Source organism: Vibrio tubiashii (genome assembly GCF_028551255.1).
Taxonomy (GTDB): Bacteria; Pseudomonadota; Gammaproteobacteria; order Enterobacterales; family Vibrionaceae; genus Vibrio; species Vibrio tubiashii_B.
Genome location: NZ_CP117029.1, coordinates 327101 through 340676 on the forward strand (window position 1 = coordinate 327101; position 13576 = coordinate 340676).

Here is a 13576-nt window from a genome sequence, read left to right on the forward strand (position 1 = left end):
CCTTCTCGGTTGTAGGCCTAAAGCAGGCGTTTGCGCTGACTTGAAGGGGCTATTCCTAAAGACTCTCGGTATTTCGCTATCGTCCTACGAGCGACCTGAATCCCTTGGTCAGCGAGTAGAGCTGCAATCTTACTGTCACTGAGTGGTTTCGCACTGTTCTCTGCAGCGACGAGTTTTTTAATCAGTGCGCGGATTGCAGTTGATGAGCACTCTCCGCCATTGTCGGTGCTGACATGGCTTGAAAAGAAGTACTTCAGTTCAAAAATGCCACGAGGGGTATGCATATACTTCTGCGTTGTCACCCTAGAAATGGTGGACTCATGCATGTCGACAGCTAACGCAACATCATTAAGCACCATTGGTTTCATGGCTTCTTCACCATACTCAAAGAAATCGCGTTGATGTTCAACAATACACTTAGCAACTTTGAGTAACGTCTCATTTCTACTTTCTAAGCTTTTAATTAGCCATTTTGCTTCTTGCAGATTACTGCGAATGTACTGGCTATCCGCATTATTACCTTTACCCAGCGCGGCATATTGCTGGTTGACCTTCAATCTTGGTACTGAATCTGGGTTGATGGTAACCACCCATTTTCCATGGTCCTTAAATACGGACACATCTGGAATGACATATTCAGCATGGTCAGGGGCAATGCGACTTCCCGGTCTTGGGTCAAGCTGTTGAATTAGCTTGAGCACTTCACGTAGCTCTGCTTCTTTTAGCTTAGTCTCTTTTATGACCAGTTTGTAATCACGATTACCTAACTGATCAATATGGTTGGTAAGTACTAACTTAGCTTCTGTTAGCCAAGGTGTATCTTCTGGGAAGGTAGCTAACTGAAGTAACAAACAGTCTTGGAGATTATTAGAGGCAACGCCGAGTGGATCAAATTGTTGGATACGTTTACGTACCGCTTCAATCTCTTCGATCTCAATCTCTTCGTTATTGAAACTTTCAAGGATGTCCTCAGTTGACACCGTTAAGTAACCATAGTCATCAATGGCATCGATCAGTGCTAAGGCGATAGTACGGTCTGTTTCACTAAATGGCGTAAGGTCTAATTGCCAGATCAGGTAGTCTTGCAAAGACTGAGTGGTTTCACCTTGGTAAACAGGGGCGTCATCATCAAGAGCAATACCGGTACTGCCTGTGTTAGCACTGTAGACATCTTCCCAAGTGGTATCAATTTCGAGGTCGTTACTGATTTCAGACTTTTCAATCAGCTCTGAGCTGTCTTTAACATCAGGTTCTGCTGTTTCTGCCAGCTCAACGGTGGGCTCTTTCTCTTCATTGCGGCTTGTTTCTTCAGCAGACGGCTCATCACTGGTTTCTTCAACCTCTAGTAGAGGGTTTGAATCCAAAGCTTCTTGAATCTCTTGTTGAAGATCTAGCGTCGACAGCTGCAACAAACGAATCGCTTGCTGCAATTGAGGTGTCATCGCTAACTGCTGTCCTAGCTTGAGTTGTAATGAGGGTTTCATTCAGTATTACTTGCCTTAATGCTGGAGAATCTTACCGTTCTTCCCTTTAATCATAGACGGAATTGTTCGCCGAGATAAACTTGTTTCACTTGCTCGTTGTTTAGCACTTGATCTGGTGTACCTTCTGCGATGAGGTGGCCTTGGCTTACAATGTAAGCTTTTTCACATACATCCAGTGTTTCACGAACGTTGTGGTCAGTAATCAGTACACCTAGTCCACGATCTCTTAAATGTTCAATGATCTTTTTAATGTCGATAACAGAGATCGGGTCAACACCTGCAAACGGCTCATCCAACAGAATGAATTGAGGGTTGGCTGCTAGGGCGCGTGCAATTTCTACACGGCGACGCTCACCCCCTGATAATGCCATACCCGCGCTGTGGCGTATGTGCTGAATGTGGAATTCTTCTAACAAATCTTCTAGCTTGTCTTGGCGCTCTTCGCGAGTCATCTCTTCACGAGTTTCCAAAACCGCCATAATGTTGTCTTCAACTGACAATTTACGGAAGATAGAAGCTTCCTGAGGAAGATAGCCAATACCCATACGTGAGCGGCTATGCATCGGCAGGATACTGATGTCTTCGCCGTCGATAGTAATCGCACCTTGGTCACGAGCCACTAGGCCGACAATCATATAAAACGAGGTCGTTTTACCTGCACCGTTTGGGCCTAAAAGGCCAACAATCTGCCCCGATTCCACTTGCAAACTTACATCGGTAACAACGGTACGGTTGCCGTAAGTTTTGGCTAAGTGTTCAGCTTTAAGTATTGCCATAATTATTCTTGTACTGCTTGTGGCTGAAGTACGGTAGAGACGCGATCGCCTTTCTGTTTACCGTCAGCAATCAGCTTTTGAGATGAAATTTTGTAGCGAATTTTCGTACCGCGAATCACGCTGTCATCTTGTGAAAGCATGGCTTCATCGATCATGGTCAATTGGTCATCAACCATAACGTAGTAAAGCTCTTTTGCTTCACCGTAAAGCGTTTTTCCATCATCCGTTAACTGAGAAAACGTTGCTAGGTCTCCGTACCCTTCAATCTCTTGGATTGAACCATCTTTGGGATCACGGATAACAATAACTTTGTCAGCATTGATATTGATACTGCCTTGTTTGAGTTTTACGTCACCAAGGAAAGTAACTTTATTGCTCTGCATATCTAGCTGTTGGCTATCTGAGTCGATATAAACCGGTTGGTCTTGGTCGGTCGACAAAGCCATCGCTTGGCTAGACAGTAATAAACAAGAAATCAGACTAAGGTGTGAGAGTTTCATATCTACTTTGTACGTGATTGTAGAGGGTAGCGTGATTATCGGCGAAATTCCCCGTCATCGCTTGCCCTACTGTTTCAAATTGAGGCCCAACCATGATTACTTGGTTGTCTGCCCAAAAGTCTCTGCTGTCTAACTGGATATTCATAACATCGGTAGACAGGGTGTCAAAGCCTGAATCAGGTAGTAAGTTTGTCGCTAAAACATCTTCATAGAGCGTCAAAACATGATCTTGGCTTAAAACACCGCGGACTGCTGTCACTTCCCACTCTTGAGTGGTGCCTTCCTTATAAACTTTAAGGACTGGCTGATAAAAAATGGTATCGCCACTTCTTGCGAAGTGGTCAAGATTTACCGATGTGATTACGTAGCTGCGAATGCCTTCCTCATTGTATGAGGTATTGACTAGACCTTCACCACTGAACATCGGGAGCTCTGTATCTGGTTCTACCTGAATATCATAACCCTGCTGCTTATCGAAAAGATAGTAAGCAGACCAGCATATTATGAAAGTCAGGATGAGATATCCAATACGAGATAGACTCATATACTTAGACCTTTATGAACATCGAGTTCGTTTCGTGCTTGTAGAATTAGGTCGCAGACTTCTCTTACTGCTCCATGTCCACCTCGAATAGAGGTCACGTAGTTTGCTCGACGTACCAGTAGTGGGTGTCCATCAGCCACACATACTTTTAAAGCAACTTGCTCCATCACTGGCCAATCAATTAGGTCATCACCAATATAGCCAGTTTGTTCAGGTGCAATGTCGAGCTTGGTACAAATATCCTGATAGGCTTTGATTTTGTCATCTTGGCCTTGGTAAATCAGGTTTATACCTAATGCCTTCATACGGTTTTCGACGATCTGAGAGCGTCGACCAGTAATAATGGCGATTTCAATCCCCGCATTCATTAGCGATTTTACGCCATAGCCATCACGGGTATGAAATGTTTTCAGTTCTTCACCATTGTTGCCCATGTAAATCAGGCCGTCAGAGAAGACGCCATCGACATCACAGATCAACAGCTTAATGTCTTTGGCAATATCTAGAATGGATTGTTCCACTGGTTGATATAAAGTTTCAATCATTTTCGACATTACATCACTCCAGCTTTTAATAAATCGTGCATGTTGAGCGCGCCAACCACTTTGCCATCGTCACATAGGATAAGGCCATTAATGCTTTTATCTTGCATTAAGTTTAGTCCCTCAGCCGCGAGCATATTAGGCGCAGCAACCGTTGGGTTTACTGTCATCACTTCACCGATAAGCGCAGTGTGAATATCAATGCGCTTATCTAATATTCTGCGCAAATCACCATCGGTAAAAATGCCAACCAGTTGCTGGTGGTCATCGACAACAGCCGTCATACCCAGCCCTTTTTGGCTGATTTCGAGCAGCGCATCACGAACAACAGTGCTCGGAGTGACGAGTGGTAAGGCTTCACCTACGTGCATGATATCAGATAGCTTAAGCAGCAGCTTTCTTCCCAACGCACCGCCTGGATGTGATAGGGCAAAATCTTCAGCTGTGAAACCGCGCGCCTGCATCAGTGCCATTGCCAACGCATCACCCATTACAAGAGTGGCTGTTGTGCTCGATGTTGGCGCAAGTTGGATTGGACAAGCCTCTTTTGGCACTGTGATTTGCAGATGAATATCTGCTAGTTTTGCCATGTTCGACTTGGGCTTGCCAGTCATACTGATGATTTTAATATTGAGGCGTTTTAATACTGGGAAAAGCCCAAGGATTTCTCCAGATTCACCCGAGTTGGAAATCGCTAGCACAATATCGCCAGGTTCAATCATGCCTAGATCGCCATGAGCCGCCTCGCCTGGATGAACAAAAAAGGACGAGGTACCTGTACTGGCAAGTGTTGCCGCAATTTTATTGCCGATATGACCTGATTTACCCATCCCCATGACTACGACCTTGCCATCTTTATTAGCAAGGATAAGCTCACACGCTTTGATAAAGTCTTGGTTTAGGTATTGGTCGAGCTGTTCTAGTGCTGCGATCTCAGTTTTTAATACTTCTAGTGCCGCAGAGCGATAGTCAAACATACAGAACTCCAACAGGGGTTAGGCGGTCATGTTCATAATTAAGTAGGCTTGGTAGCCAATAAAGCAGCAAAATAGCGCTGCGCCTTCAAAACGGTTAATGCTACGAGACTTACCTAGCGCCATTGCAACAAGTAATAGTGATACGCCAAGCATGACCCAAAAATCACGTCCCATCGCATACTCACTCAAAATTGAAGGGTTTAGAATGCCAGGGATGCCCATAACTGCGAGAATATTGAATACGTTTGAGCCGATGATGTTACCGACTGCCATGTCATCTTCACCTTTCATTACGCCAGCAAGAGAGGCTGCTAGTTCAGGCAAACTAGTACCAACCGCAATGATCGTCAAACCAATCACTAGGTCGCTCATGCCGAAGTGCTGAGCAATAATTACCGCATTGTCGACTAGTACATCAGCAGCCAGAGGCAAAACAATCAGGCCGATCACTACCCACATCGCCGCTTTGCCGTTACTTACGCCTTCCGGAACTTCGGATTCTTGCTCTTCAATGAATGCATCGCCGTTCTTTTTCTCGTTGCGGCTGATGCGCAGCATAGTGAGGATGAAAGCGCCAAAAAGAGCAAACAGCAATACACCTTCATAGAAGCCTAAGTGGCTATCCCACAATAGAACACCTGCTAAAAGCGTTACCCCAATCATCAAAGGTAATTCACGGCGTAGAACGCCTGAACTGATTGAGAGTGGCTTGATTAGTGCGGTGATACCTAAGATTAACGCAATGTTGGCAATGTTTGAGCCTAAGACGTTACCCACTGCTGTATCGGTTTTACCGTCGAGAGCAGCGGTGGCAGAAACCATCATTTCAGGCGCTGAAGAGCCCATAGCAAGGATGGTCATACCGATAACAAGAGGAGAAATACCTACGTTACGAGCCAGGGCTGCAGCACCAAATACCAGTTTGTCGGCACTCCAAACCAAAAATACCAATCCAATAATGAGAAACACAACGGCTTCAAGCATGATGATTCCTAATCAATATACAACGAGAGAATTTAACCGTTAATTTTGACGGTTTGGGGGTAAAAAGAAAAGCAGATCATTCAATTAATTGTTAACCAAATACGTAGTAATGACGGATAAGGTAGAGTAGGCGGGCGTTAGAGTGATAATTCGAATAACTCACATTTAATTGAACGGTGCTTTAAATTCGATTTGAATGTGCTTATGATTGCCCATTCTTAAAGGAACAAATATGAGTCCAGCATGGAATCTGAAGACCTAGTTACCGTTAAGCAGCTAACGTTTTCTCGTGGCGAGCGCAAGATTTTTGATAACGTCAGTCTACGTGTACCTAAAGGTAAAGTGACTGCGATCATGGGTCCATCAGGGATTGGTAAAACAACCTTGTTGCGTCTTATCGGCGGCCAAATCTACCCTGAAAGTGGCGATATTTGGTTTGATGGTAACAATATCCCCACTTTAGGCCGACGCAAGCTCTATCAAGAGCGTAAGAAAATGAGCATGCTGTTCCAATCTGGTGCCTTGTTTACCGACTTGTCAGTGTTTGACAATGTTGCCTTTCCATTGCGCGAACATACCGAGTTAGACGAGTCGATTATTCGCACTTTAGTTCTACTTAAGTTAGAAGCGGTAGGTTTACGCGGCGCGGCTCAGCTAATGCCAAGCGAACTCTCTGGTGGAATGGCAAGACGTGCGGCGTTAGCTCGTGCGATCGCACTCGACCCAGAACTGATTATGTATGATGAACCTTTCGTTGGCCAAGACCCGATAACGATGGGCGTGCTGGTGGAGCTGATTCGTAACTTAAATCAGGCGTTAGGTGTTACCTCTATCGTCGTGTCGCATGATGTTCCCGAAGTGATGAGTATTGCGGACTGGGTGTATATCTTGGCCAACGGTAAAGTGATTGCGAGCGGAACACCACAAGAGTTGCGAGACAATATGGATCCACAAGTACAGCAGTTTCTTAAAGGAGATGCTGATGGTCCAGTACCATTTCGCTTCCCGTCTCAACCATTAGCTAAGGAGCTGTTCTTATAATGGGCCTAGCGAATTTTGTAGCTTCGATTGGCCGCCGTACTATGTCGGTGTGTGAAGCATTTGGTAGAGCAAGCTTGATGCTGTTTGGCGCATTGGCGAGTCGACCTCAGCCAATCAAGAACTTACCTCTACTGGTTAAGCAGCTCTACAGTGTGGGTGTTCAGTCCCTGATTATTATTGTTTTGTCTGGTCTTTTCATCGGTATGGTGTTGAGTCTGCAAGGTTATGTCATCTTGGTCGACTTTGGCGCTGAAGGCGCTTTAGGCCAAATGGTTGCGCTCTCTTTGCTTCGAGAGCTAGGCCCAGTGGTAACTGCACTATTGTTTGCTGGGCGTGCAGGCTCTGCATTAACGGCTGAAATTGGTCTGATGAAAGCGACTGAGCAGCTGTCGAGCATGGAAATGATGGCGGTTGATCCTCTTAAACGAGTCATCGCGCCACGGTTCTGGGCTGGGGTTATCTCTATGCCACTGTTAGCGATGATTTTTATGGCTGTCGGTATCTGGGGTGGTCAGCTGGTCGGGGTTGATTGGAAAGGGATTGACCACGGTAGCTTCTGGTCGGCAATGCAAGCTTCCGTCGAACTCGGACAAGATATTGGTAACAGTATGATTAAGAGCTTAGTGTTCGCGATAACTGTTACTTGGATAGCACTTTTTAATGGATACGATGCGATTCCCACTTCGGAAGGGATCAGTCGCGCGACGACTCGCACCGTTGTCCACTCTTCTTTGGCTGTACTTGGTCTAGACTTCGTACTAACTGCCTTGATGTTTGGTAATTAAATGATGTTTGGGAACTAATCATGCAACAAACTCGAAAGATAGAATTATGGGTTGGTAGCTTCGTTCTCGCTGGAATTTGCGCAATTCTGGTGATGATTTTTCAAGTTGCTGACGTAAAGGGGCTCGGCTCCAACGATACTTATACTCTCAAGGCTGAGTTCGATAACATCGGCAGCTTAAAAGTACGTTCCCCAGTTAAAGTAGGCGGAGTGGTTGTTGGACGCGTGACCAGTATTGGTCTCAATAGTGAGTCTTTACTGCCTGTGGTTTCCATGGCAATCAGCAGCACCTACAACCAGTTTCCGGAAACGTCGAGCGTGAAAATTTTAACGTCAGGTTTAATTGGCGAGCAATACATTGGTTTAACACCGGGTTTTGTATTTGAAGATGAGCAGATGCTGGTGGAAGGCGACTATATTGAAGATACCAAATCTGCTTTGGTGCTAGAAGATTTGATTGGTCAGGTCTTGTATAGCGTTGGTGGCTCTGAAGAGTAAGGAGAGAATGATGTTGAAAAAGTTAGTACTTACTCTGTTTTCTATGCTTTTGGCGTTTAATGTTTCTGCACAGCCAATTGATAAGACCCAACCCTATCAAATGATGAAGCAGGTATCAGAGCACGCTTTTGCTCGTTTGAAAGCAGAGCAAGATCAGGTGCAGCAAGATCCTAATCATCTAAAAGTGATTGTTGATGAAGAACTAATGCCTTACGTCAACGAAAAGTATGCGGCTTTGAAATTGCTTGGGCCGAACTTAAAAGGGGCCAAGCGCGAGGATGTAGGTCAGTTTATCGTTGCATTTCGCGCCTATTTAGTCAGCTCTTATGCGCAAGTATTGACTCAGTATACTGACCAGACAATCGAGTTTGGTCCAGAGCCAAAGCTTGACCCTAAAAAGAGCATTACTAGCATTAAGGTCGACATCGTCGATACGCCGCGACCAAATATTAAGTTGGAATTTAAGCTGCGCCGTGACAAGAAGAGCGGCGAATGGCAAGCATTTGACATGATTGCGGAAGGAATCAGCCTTCTGTCTAGCAAGCAGTCTGAGTGGAGCACTCAGCTTCGCCAAGAAGGTATTGTGTCGGTCGCTCAAGAGCTCGAAGAGCTTGCCAAGCAACCGATTCGTCTTGAGAGTAAAGCTCAATGATGGAACCCAAATGGCAGCAAGATAATGATGGTCAGTACTTACTAACAGGTGATCTTAATCGAGATACTGTGCCTAAGTTATGGCAGTCTATTCAAACATCGCAGCTAGCTAGTGAGCAGGTTGAAGTTTCGTTAGAAGCCGTAACACGAATAGACTCTGCTGGAATGGTGATGCTAATTCATCTAATTGAGAATGCAAAAAAACAAAACTGTCATATAATGCTCAGTTTCGTGCCGGAACAACTGCGCACATTATTTCAGTTGAGCAATGTCGATGAACTCATTGCAGGGCATTTAAAGAATACTACAGGGGTGAATTGTGGATAGCGCAAAAGTACAACAGATTTTAAACGAAGCACTTAAATTAGAAGAACTGCACGTGAAAGGCGAAGGCAGTCATTATGAAGTAGTTGCTGTTGATGCTTGTTTCGATGGAATGAGTCGCGTTAAAAAACAACAGCTAATTTATGCACCACTGATGGAATACATCCAAAGAAATGACATCCACGCTGTCTCTATCAAGGCATACACTCCTGAAGAGTGGGCTCGTGATAAGAAGTTGATGTCACTGTAAGGTTTAATAATGGAAAAGTTTCGAGTTACTGGTTCTAACAAGCCTCTTGTAGGTGAAGTAACCATTTCTGGTGCAAAAAACGCTGCACTGCCAATTTTATTTGCGTCTATCTTGGCTGAAGAGCCAGTTGAAGTGGCTAATGTGCCTCGCTTGCGTGATATCGACACAACGATGGAGCTACTAGAGCGACTCGGTGCTAAAGTCGAGCGCAATGGCTCTGTTCATGTTGATCCAAGCTGTATTAATGAATACTGCGCACCTTACGACTTAGTTAAAACGATGCGTGCTTCAATTTGGGCACTAGGTCCATTAGTGGCGCGCTTCGGTCAAGGTCAGGTTTCATTACCTGGTGGCTGTGCGATTGGTGCTCGTCCGGTTGATTTGCACATTCATGGTCTAGAGCAGCTAGGTGCGACGATTACGCTTGAAGACGGCTACGTTAAAGCGAATGTTGATGGTCGCCTTAAAGGTGCTCACATTGTTATGGATAAAGTCAGTGTTGGTGCGACGATTACGATTATGTGCGCGGCAACTTTGGCGGAAGGTAAAACAGTTTTAGATAACGCTGCGCGTGAGCCTGAGATTGTTGATACTGCTGACTTCCTTAACAAGCTGGGAGCCAAAATCTCTGGTGCAGGTACAGATACCATCACGATTGAAGGCGTCGAGCGCCTAGGTGGTGGTAAGCACTCTGTAGTTGCAGACCGTATTGAAACGGGTACTTTCCTAGTCGCGGCAGCGGTCTCAGGCGGCAAAGTAACGTGTCGTAACACTAAAGCGCACTTGCTTGAAGCGGTACTGGCTAAGTTAGAAGAAGCTGGTGCAATGGTTGAGACAGGTGAAGACTGGATCACTGTCGATATGACGGGCAGAGACCTAAAAGCAGTGACAGTTCGCACTGCGCCACACCCAGGCTTCCCTACCGATATGCAGGCTCAGTTCACGCTGCTAAACCTAATGGCGAAAGGCGGCGGTGTTATTACCGAAAACATCTTCGAGAACCGCTTTATGCATGTACCAGAGCTGATGCGTATGGGCGCTAAAGCAGAGATTGAAGGTAATACCGTAATTTGTGGTGACGTTGACGAGCTAAGCGGCGCACAAGTGATGGCAACTGACCTTCGTGCTTCAGCAAGCTTGGTTATCGCTGGTTGTATTGCGAATGGCGAAACCATTGTTGACCGTATCTACCACATTGATCGTGGTTACGACAAAATTGAAGACAAGCTGTCTGCTTTGGGCGCAAATATTGAACGTTTTCGCGATTAAAGATAGAATCAGCTAACGCTTGTAAGCCGAAACGCGAGTTTCGGCTTTTTTATGAATGATAGATCAGTTAGAGTCTGCTCAACTGATAAATGACTCTCTATTTTGGAGAACCACAATGATTGCACTATTACGTGTATTGGCTGTTGCGATATTTGCAATTGTGATGTTTATTTTTGGCTGTGGCTATTGCTTACTGAGCCCGCGTAATCCAAAGCACGTGTTTACCTTTGGTCGTCTTTTTGGAAAGATGTCGAGAGTGTTCGGTATTAAGCTTGAGCTGCGCATTCCTGAAGACGCTTACAAACGTGGTCAGCATATTTACATTGCCAACCACCAGAATAACTGGGATTTGTTTACGGTCTCATCGGCGGTAACACCAAAAGTTGTGACAGTAGGTAAAAAGAGCCTAGCTTGGATGCCTTTATTTGGTCAGTTGTACTGGCTAACGGGTAATATTCTTATCGACCGTGCGAATCGCTCTAAAGCAAAAGGCACTATTGATCAGGTAGTCGATAGCCTAAACAACAGTGATGTGTCTGTATGGATGTTCCCAGAAGGGACGCGTTCACGCGGTCGTGGTCTATTGCCTTTCAAAACAGGTGCTTTCCATGCTGCTATTGGCGCTAAGCTACCTATCATTCCTATCGTATGTAGTTCAACAGGTGGCGTGAAGCTTAACCGCTGGAACAATGGCCACGTTATTATTGAAATGTTGCCTCCAGTACAAGTCGAAGATTACGGCAAAGAGAATGTTCGTGAACTCGCGAATATATGTCGTGAGCAGATGAAAGCTAAGCTAGAGTCGCTTGATAAAGAGGTTGCAATGCTCAACCAACAGCAAGGTGTGAAGGCCTAGCCTAGAGCAAGCGAATAGAGAGAGCCAGTCCAGTGAGTGACTGGCTTTTTTGTATCTAGTCGTCTATACCGCAATACCCACATCGAGTTCATCAAGCCAAGCTAAGAAGCATTGGACATTATCACCTTTAAAAATCCCACCGTGCTGCGGACAAATCATATCGATATCAAGATTTCGCACTCGTTCAATCCAAGCACTCTTAGCCTTATTTGAGGGCATCCAACGTCGATGGAAGTATTCCATCTTTGGAATATGAGCTTCAAAGTCTTCGACAAACAAGGGGGCATTGGGCACATCGAGCGCCGCCCCAATATCCCCTGACATTAATATCTTGGCTTTACGATCATAGACGGAGAAATTACCGGATGAGTGCATGTAGTGAGCGGGAATAAATTCGATATCTATATCAGCAAGCGATAAGCGTCCACCTTCATCTTTGATCGGAGAAAAGGAGATAGACTCCATACCAAAGTGACGGATAAAGCCTTCCCATAGCCAAGGAGAGTATAGGGTCGCGCTTGGCAAAGCTTTATCCCATAAACCGAGAGATGAGATGATGTCCGGATCTTGGTGAGAAGCAAACAGATACTTAATTTGATCCGTTGGTACTTCCTTGACCACGCTGCTGAGCATGGAAGAGAACATCTCAATACCACCGGGATCAAGCAGAATCGCTTGCTGCTTGTTGACGATCATATATTGATTGGTATCGATGATCTTTTCCGGTTTGTGAGGATCACGGGCAAACATGATCCAACGGTGTTCATCATCTCTAAATAAGACTTTTGATTGCATAGTATTCCTTTACTCGAACAACGAGAATAATTTGAGGGATTGCAGAACATGGCTACGGATAGCTTCCGCAGACTCTTGGACACTGTCGGCAATGGAGTTCAGTTGCCCTTTAAAACGCTCTTCTACTTGGGAGGCTTCAACGCTTAGCAAGGTTGAAATAATTAAGGCAACTCTCAGCTCGCTATGAAGCGTATTAAGAAGTGTGCTGAGCTCTTTAGAATCTTGGACAAAGGTCTGGCTGAGCTGCTCTGCTTCTTCAAAACATCGAGAGCGGGTAGCATCAAGGCTATGGAGGTAAACAGCGCCTTGTGAGCGCGTATAGACGGTTTCAAAATGGTTCAGGACAGTACGCGAGCGCGCTTCAGCAGTGGCTATCTTGCTGAGCCTTTGCGCCTTTAAATTGATGCTGCTAGAAGCATTGAGAGTAAGGCGGACAAGTTCGTCAATGGAATCGGTGATAGGGTGGAAACCAGCCGCACTTTCTCCTGCTCGCAAAGCCAAGGCGCGCGCATTGCTTGCAACAAGCTGGAGCTGCTTCGCAATAAGCACACCACGATTAAGTTCTGCAGAGATCTCCGCAGCAATGACAAACAGTTGCTTCCTAGCCATGATATTTCCTTATAAATATTATGGAGTAAATATAGGAAGCGAAGATGGCTTTTTCCACTGAGCTTGAGGAATTACCGACAACGGGGTAGGTGAGTCGGCTAGGTCTGAGACATTGGTTTGGAACAAACTAGGAGCAGTAGAAACGAAAAAGCCTCATCTTGCGATGAGGCTTATTCTAATATGGCTCCCCCTGCGGGACTCGAACCTGCGACATACGGATTAACAGTCCGCCGTTCTACCAACTGAACTAAGGGGGAATTATGCTTTAAGAACGAGTTCTTAAAGATAATAAATGGTGCCGACTACCGGAATCGAACTGGTGACCTACTGATTACAAGTCAGTTGCTCTACCTACTGAGCTAAGTCGGCACACTAAAAGTGGCTCCTCCTGCTGGGCTCGAACCAGCGACCTGCGGATTAACAGTCCGTCGCTCTACCAACTGAGCTAAGGAGGAATTGTCCATTAGGAAAAGAAATGGTGCCGACTACCGGAATCGAACTGGTGACCTACTGATTACAAGTCAGTTGCTCTACCTACTGAGCTAAGTCGGCGCACGTTATTTCTTTTCTTGTTGTTGTCTAGCTTAGACACCAACAAATAAATTGTGGTGCCCGGAGGCGGAATCGAACCACCGACACGAGGATTTTCAATCCTCTGCTCTACCGACTGAGCTATCCGGGCGACGAGGTGT

17 protein-coding genes and 5 tRNA genes are annotated in these 13576 nt (G+C 45.5%); 8 read left to right on the top strand and 14 right to left on the bottom strand.

Annotated elements, in window-relative coordinates; genetic code table 11:
- Positions 1–17: 17 nt before the first annotated feature.
- The 7 genes from LYZ37_RS01530 to LYZ37_RS01560 are packed head-to-tail and all read right to left on the bottom strand — an operon-like array spanning position 18 to position 5807.
- Positions 18–1484: an RNA polymerase factor sigma-54 gene (locus LYZ37_RS01530; RefSeq protein WP_171326062.1), complete on the bottom strand. Its 1467-nt coding sequence runs from the start codon at positions 1482–1484 to the stop codon at positions 18–20.
- 50 nt (positions 1485–1534) lie between these two features.
- Positions 1535–2260: an LPS export ABC transporter ATP-binding protein gene (gene lptB, locus LYZ37_RS01535; RefSeq protein WP_004748600.1), complete on the bottom strand. Its 726-nt coding sequence runs from the start codon at positions 2258–2260 to the stop codon at positions 1535–1537.
- A gap of 2 nt (positions 2261–2262) precedes the next feature.
- On the bottom strand, positions 2263–2760 hold the full coding sequence (gene lptA / locus LYZ37_RS01540) for a lipopolysaccharide transport periplasmic protein LptA (protein WP_171382701.1): 498 nt from the start codon (positions 2758–2760) through the stop codon (positions 2263–2265).
- The gene (gene lptC, locus LYZ37_RS01545) at positions 2741–3304 is read right to left on the bottom strand and encodes an LPS export ABC transporter periplasmic protein LptC (protein WP_171382702.1); all 564 of its coding nucleotides are present in this window, start codon (positions 3302–3304) and stop codon (positions 2741–2743) included. Before lptC ends, lptA begins: the two co-directional genes overlap by 20 nt.
- Positions 3301–3858, bottom strand: coding sequence for a 3-deoxy-manno-octulosonate-8-phosphatase KdsC (kdsC, locus tag LYZ37_RS01550; RefSeq protein WP_272786201.1), 558 nt, complete (start codon positions 3856–3858; stop codon positions 3301–3303). Before kdsC ends, lptC begins: the two co-directional genes overlap by 4 nt.
- A complete protein-coding gene (locus LYZ37_RS01555; protein ID WP_272786202.1) occupies positions 3858–4823 on the bottom strand; it encodes a KpsF/GutQ family sugar-phosphate isomerase in 966 nt (321 codons plus the stop codon). The genes kdsC and LYZ37_RS01555 overlap by 1 nt, the downstream gene beginning before the upstream one ends.
- An 18-nt stretch (positions 4824–4841) precedes the next feature.
- Entirely contained in the window at positions 4842–5807 is a 966-nt protein-coding gene (locus LYZ37_RS01560; protein WP_272786203.1) for a calcium/sodium antiporter, read from the bottom strand.
- 243 nt (positions 5808–6050) lie between these two features.
- Here LYZ37_RS01560 and mlaF point away from each other — a divergent pair, with 243 nt between their 5' ends.
- From mlaF to LYZ37_RS01600, 8 genes are all read left to right on the top strand, one after another.
- Entirely contained in the window at positions 6051–6848 is a 798-nt protein-coding gene (gene mlaF / locus LYZ37_RS01565) for a phospholipid ABC transporter ATP-binding protein MlaF (RefSeq protein ID WP_171326073.1), read from the top strand.
- A complete protein-coding gene (mlaE, locus tag LYZ37_RS01570) occupies positions 6848–7633 on the top strand; it encodes a lipid asymmetry maintenance ABC transporter permease subunit MlaE (RefSeq protein ID WP_272786204.1) in 786 nt (261 codons plus the stop codon). The genes mlaF and mlaE overlap by 1 nt, the downstream gene beginning before the upstream one ends.
- A 20-nt stretch (positions 7634–7653) precedes the next feature.
- Positions 7654–8130 carry an outer membrane lipid asymmetry maintenance protein MlaD gene (gene mlaD, locus LYZ37_RS01575; RefSeq protein WP_004748590.1) on the top strand — a complete coding sequence of 159 codons (477 nt, stop codon included), beginning with the start codon at positions 7654–7656 and terminating at the stop codon, positions 8128–8130.
- A 10-nt stretch (positions 8131–8140) separates the two neighbouring features.
- Positions 8141–8782, top strand: a complete 642-nt coding sequence (gene mlaC, locus LYZ37_RS01580; protein ID WP_272786205.1) for a phospholipid-binding protein MlaC — start codon at positions 8141–8143, stop codon at positions 8780–8782.
- On the top strand, positions 8779–9108 hold the full coding sequence (locus LYZ37_RS01585; RefSeq protein WP_004748588.1) for an STAS domain-containing protein: 330 nt from the start codon (positions 8779–8781) through the stop codon (positions 9106–9108). The genes mlaC and LYZ37_RS01585 overlap by 4 nt, the downstream gene beginning before the upstream one ends.
- Entirely contained in the window at positions 9101–9355 is a 255-nt protein-coding gene (ibaG, locus tag LYZ37_RS01590; RefSeq protein WP_004748587.1) for a BolA family iron metabolism protein IbaG, read from the top strand. Before LYZ37_RS01585 ends, ibaG begins: the two co-directional genes overlap by 8 nt.
- A gap of 9 nt (positions 9356–9364) precedes the next feature.
- Positions 9365–10624: a UDP-N-acetylglucosamine 1-carboxyvinyltransferase gene (murA, locus tag LYZ37_RS01595; RefSeq protein ID WP_004748585.1), complete on the top strand. Its 1260-nt coding sequence runs from the start codon at positions 9365–9367 to the stop codon at positions 10622–10624.
- A 115-nt stretch (positions 10625–10739) separates the two neighbouring features.
- Positions 10740–11480, top strand: a complete 741-nt coding sequence (locus LYZ37_RS01600; protein WP_272786206.1) for a 1-acylglycerol-3-phosphate O-acyltransferase — start codon at positions 10740–10742, stop codon at positions 11478–11480.
- Between the two features lie 63 nt (positions 11481–11543).
- Here the strand turns inward: LYZ37_RS01600 and LYZ37_RS01605 are convergent, their stop codons facing one another.
- From LYZ37_RS01605 to LYZ37_RS01635, 7 genes are all read right to left on the bottom strand, one after another.
- Positions 11544–12275, bottom strand: a complete 732-nt coding sequence (locus tag LYZ37_RS01605; protein WP_069667672.1) for an MBL fold metallo-hydrolase — start codon at positions 12273–12275, stop codon at positions 11544–11546.
- A gap of 9 nt (positions 12276–12284) precedes the next feature.
- Positions 12285–12884 (bottom strand): chemotaxis protein, encoded by a 600-nt coding sequence (locus tag LYZ37_RS01610; protein WP_171326086.1) that lies wholly within the window; start codon positions 12882–12884, stop codon positions 12285–12287.
- A gap of 181 nt (positions 12885–13065) precedes the next feature.
- A tRNA-Asn gene (locus LYZ37_RS01615) sits at positions 13066–13141 on the bottom strand.
- 36 nt (positions 13142–13177) lie between these two features.
- Positions 13178–13253: transfer RNA gene (locus tag LYZ37_RS01620), tRNA-Thr, on the bottom strand.
- A 10-nt stretch (positions 13254–13263) separates the two neighbouring features.
- Positions 13264–13339 (bottom strand) — tRNA-Asn (locus tag LYZ37_RS01625).
- Between the two features lie 21 nt (positions 13340–13360).
- Positions 13361–13436 (bottom strand) — tRNA-Thr (locus LYZ37_RS01630).
- A gap of 54 nt (positions 13437–13490) precedes the next feature.
- Positions 13491–13566 (bottom strand) — tRNA-Phe (locus LYZ37_RS01635).
- Between the last annotated feature and the right edge of the window lie 10 nt (positions 13567–13576).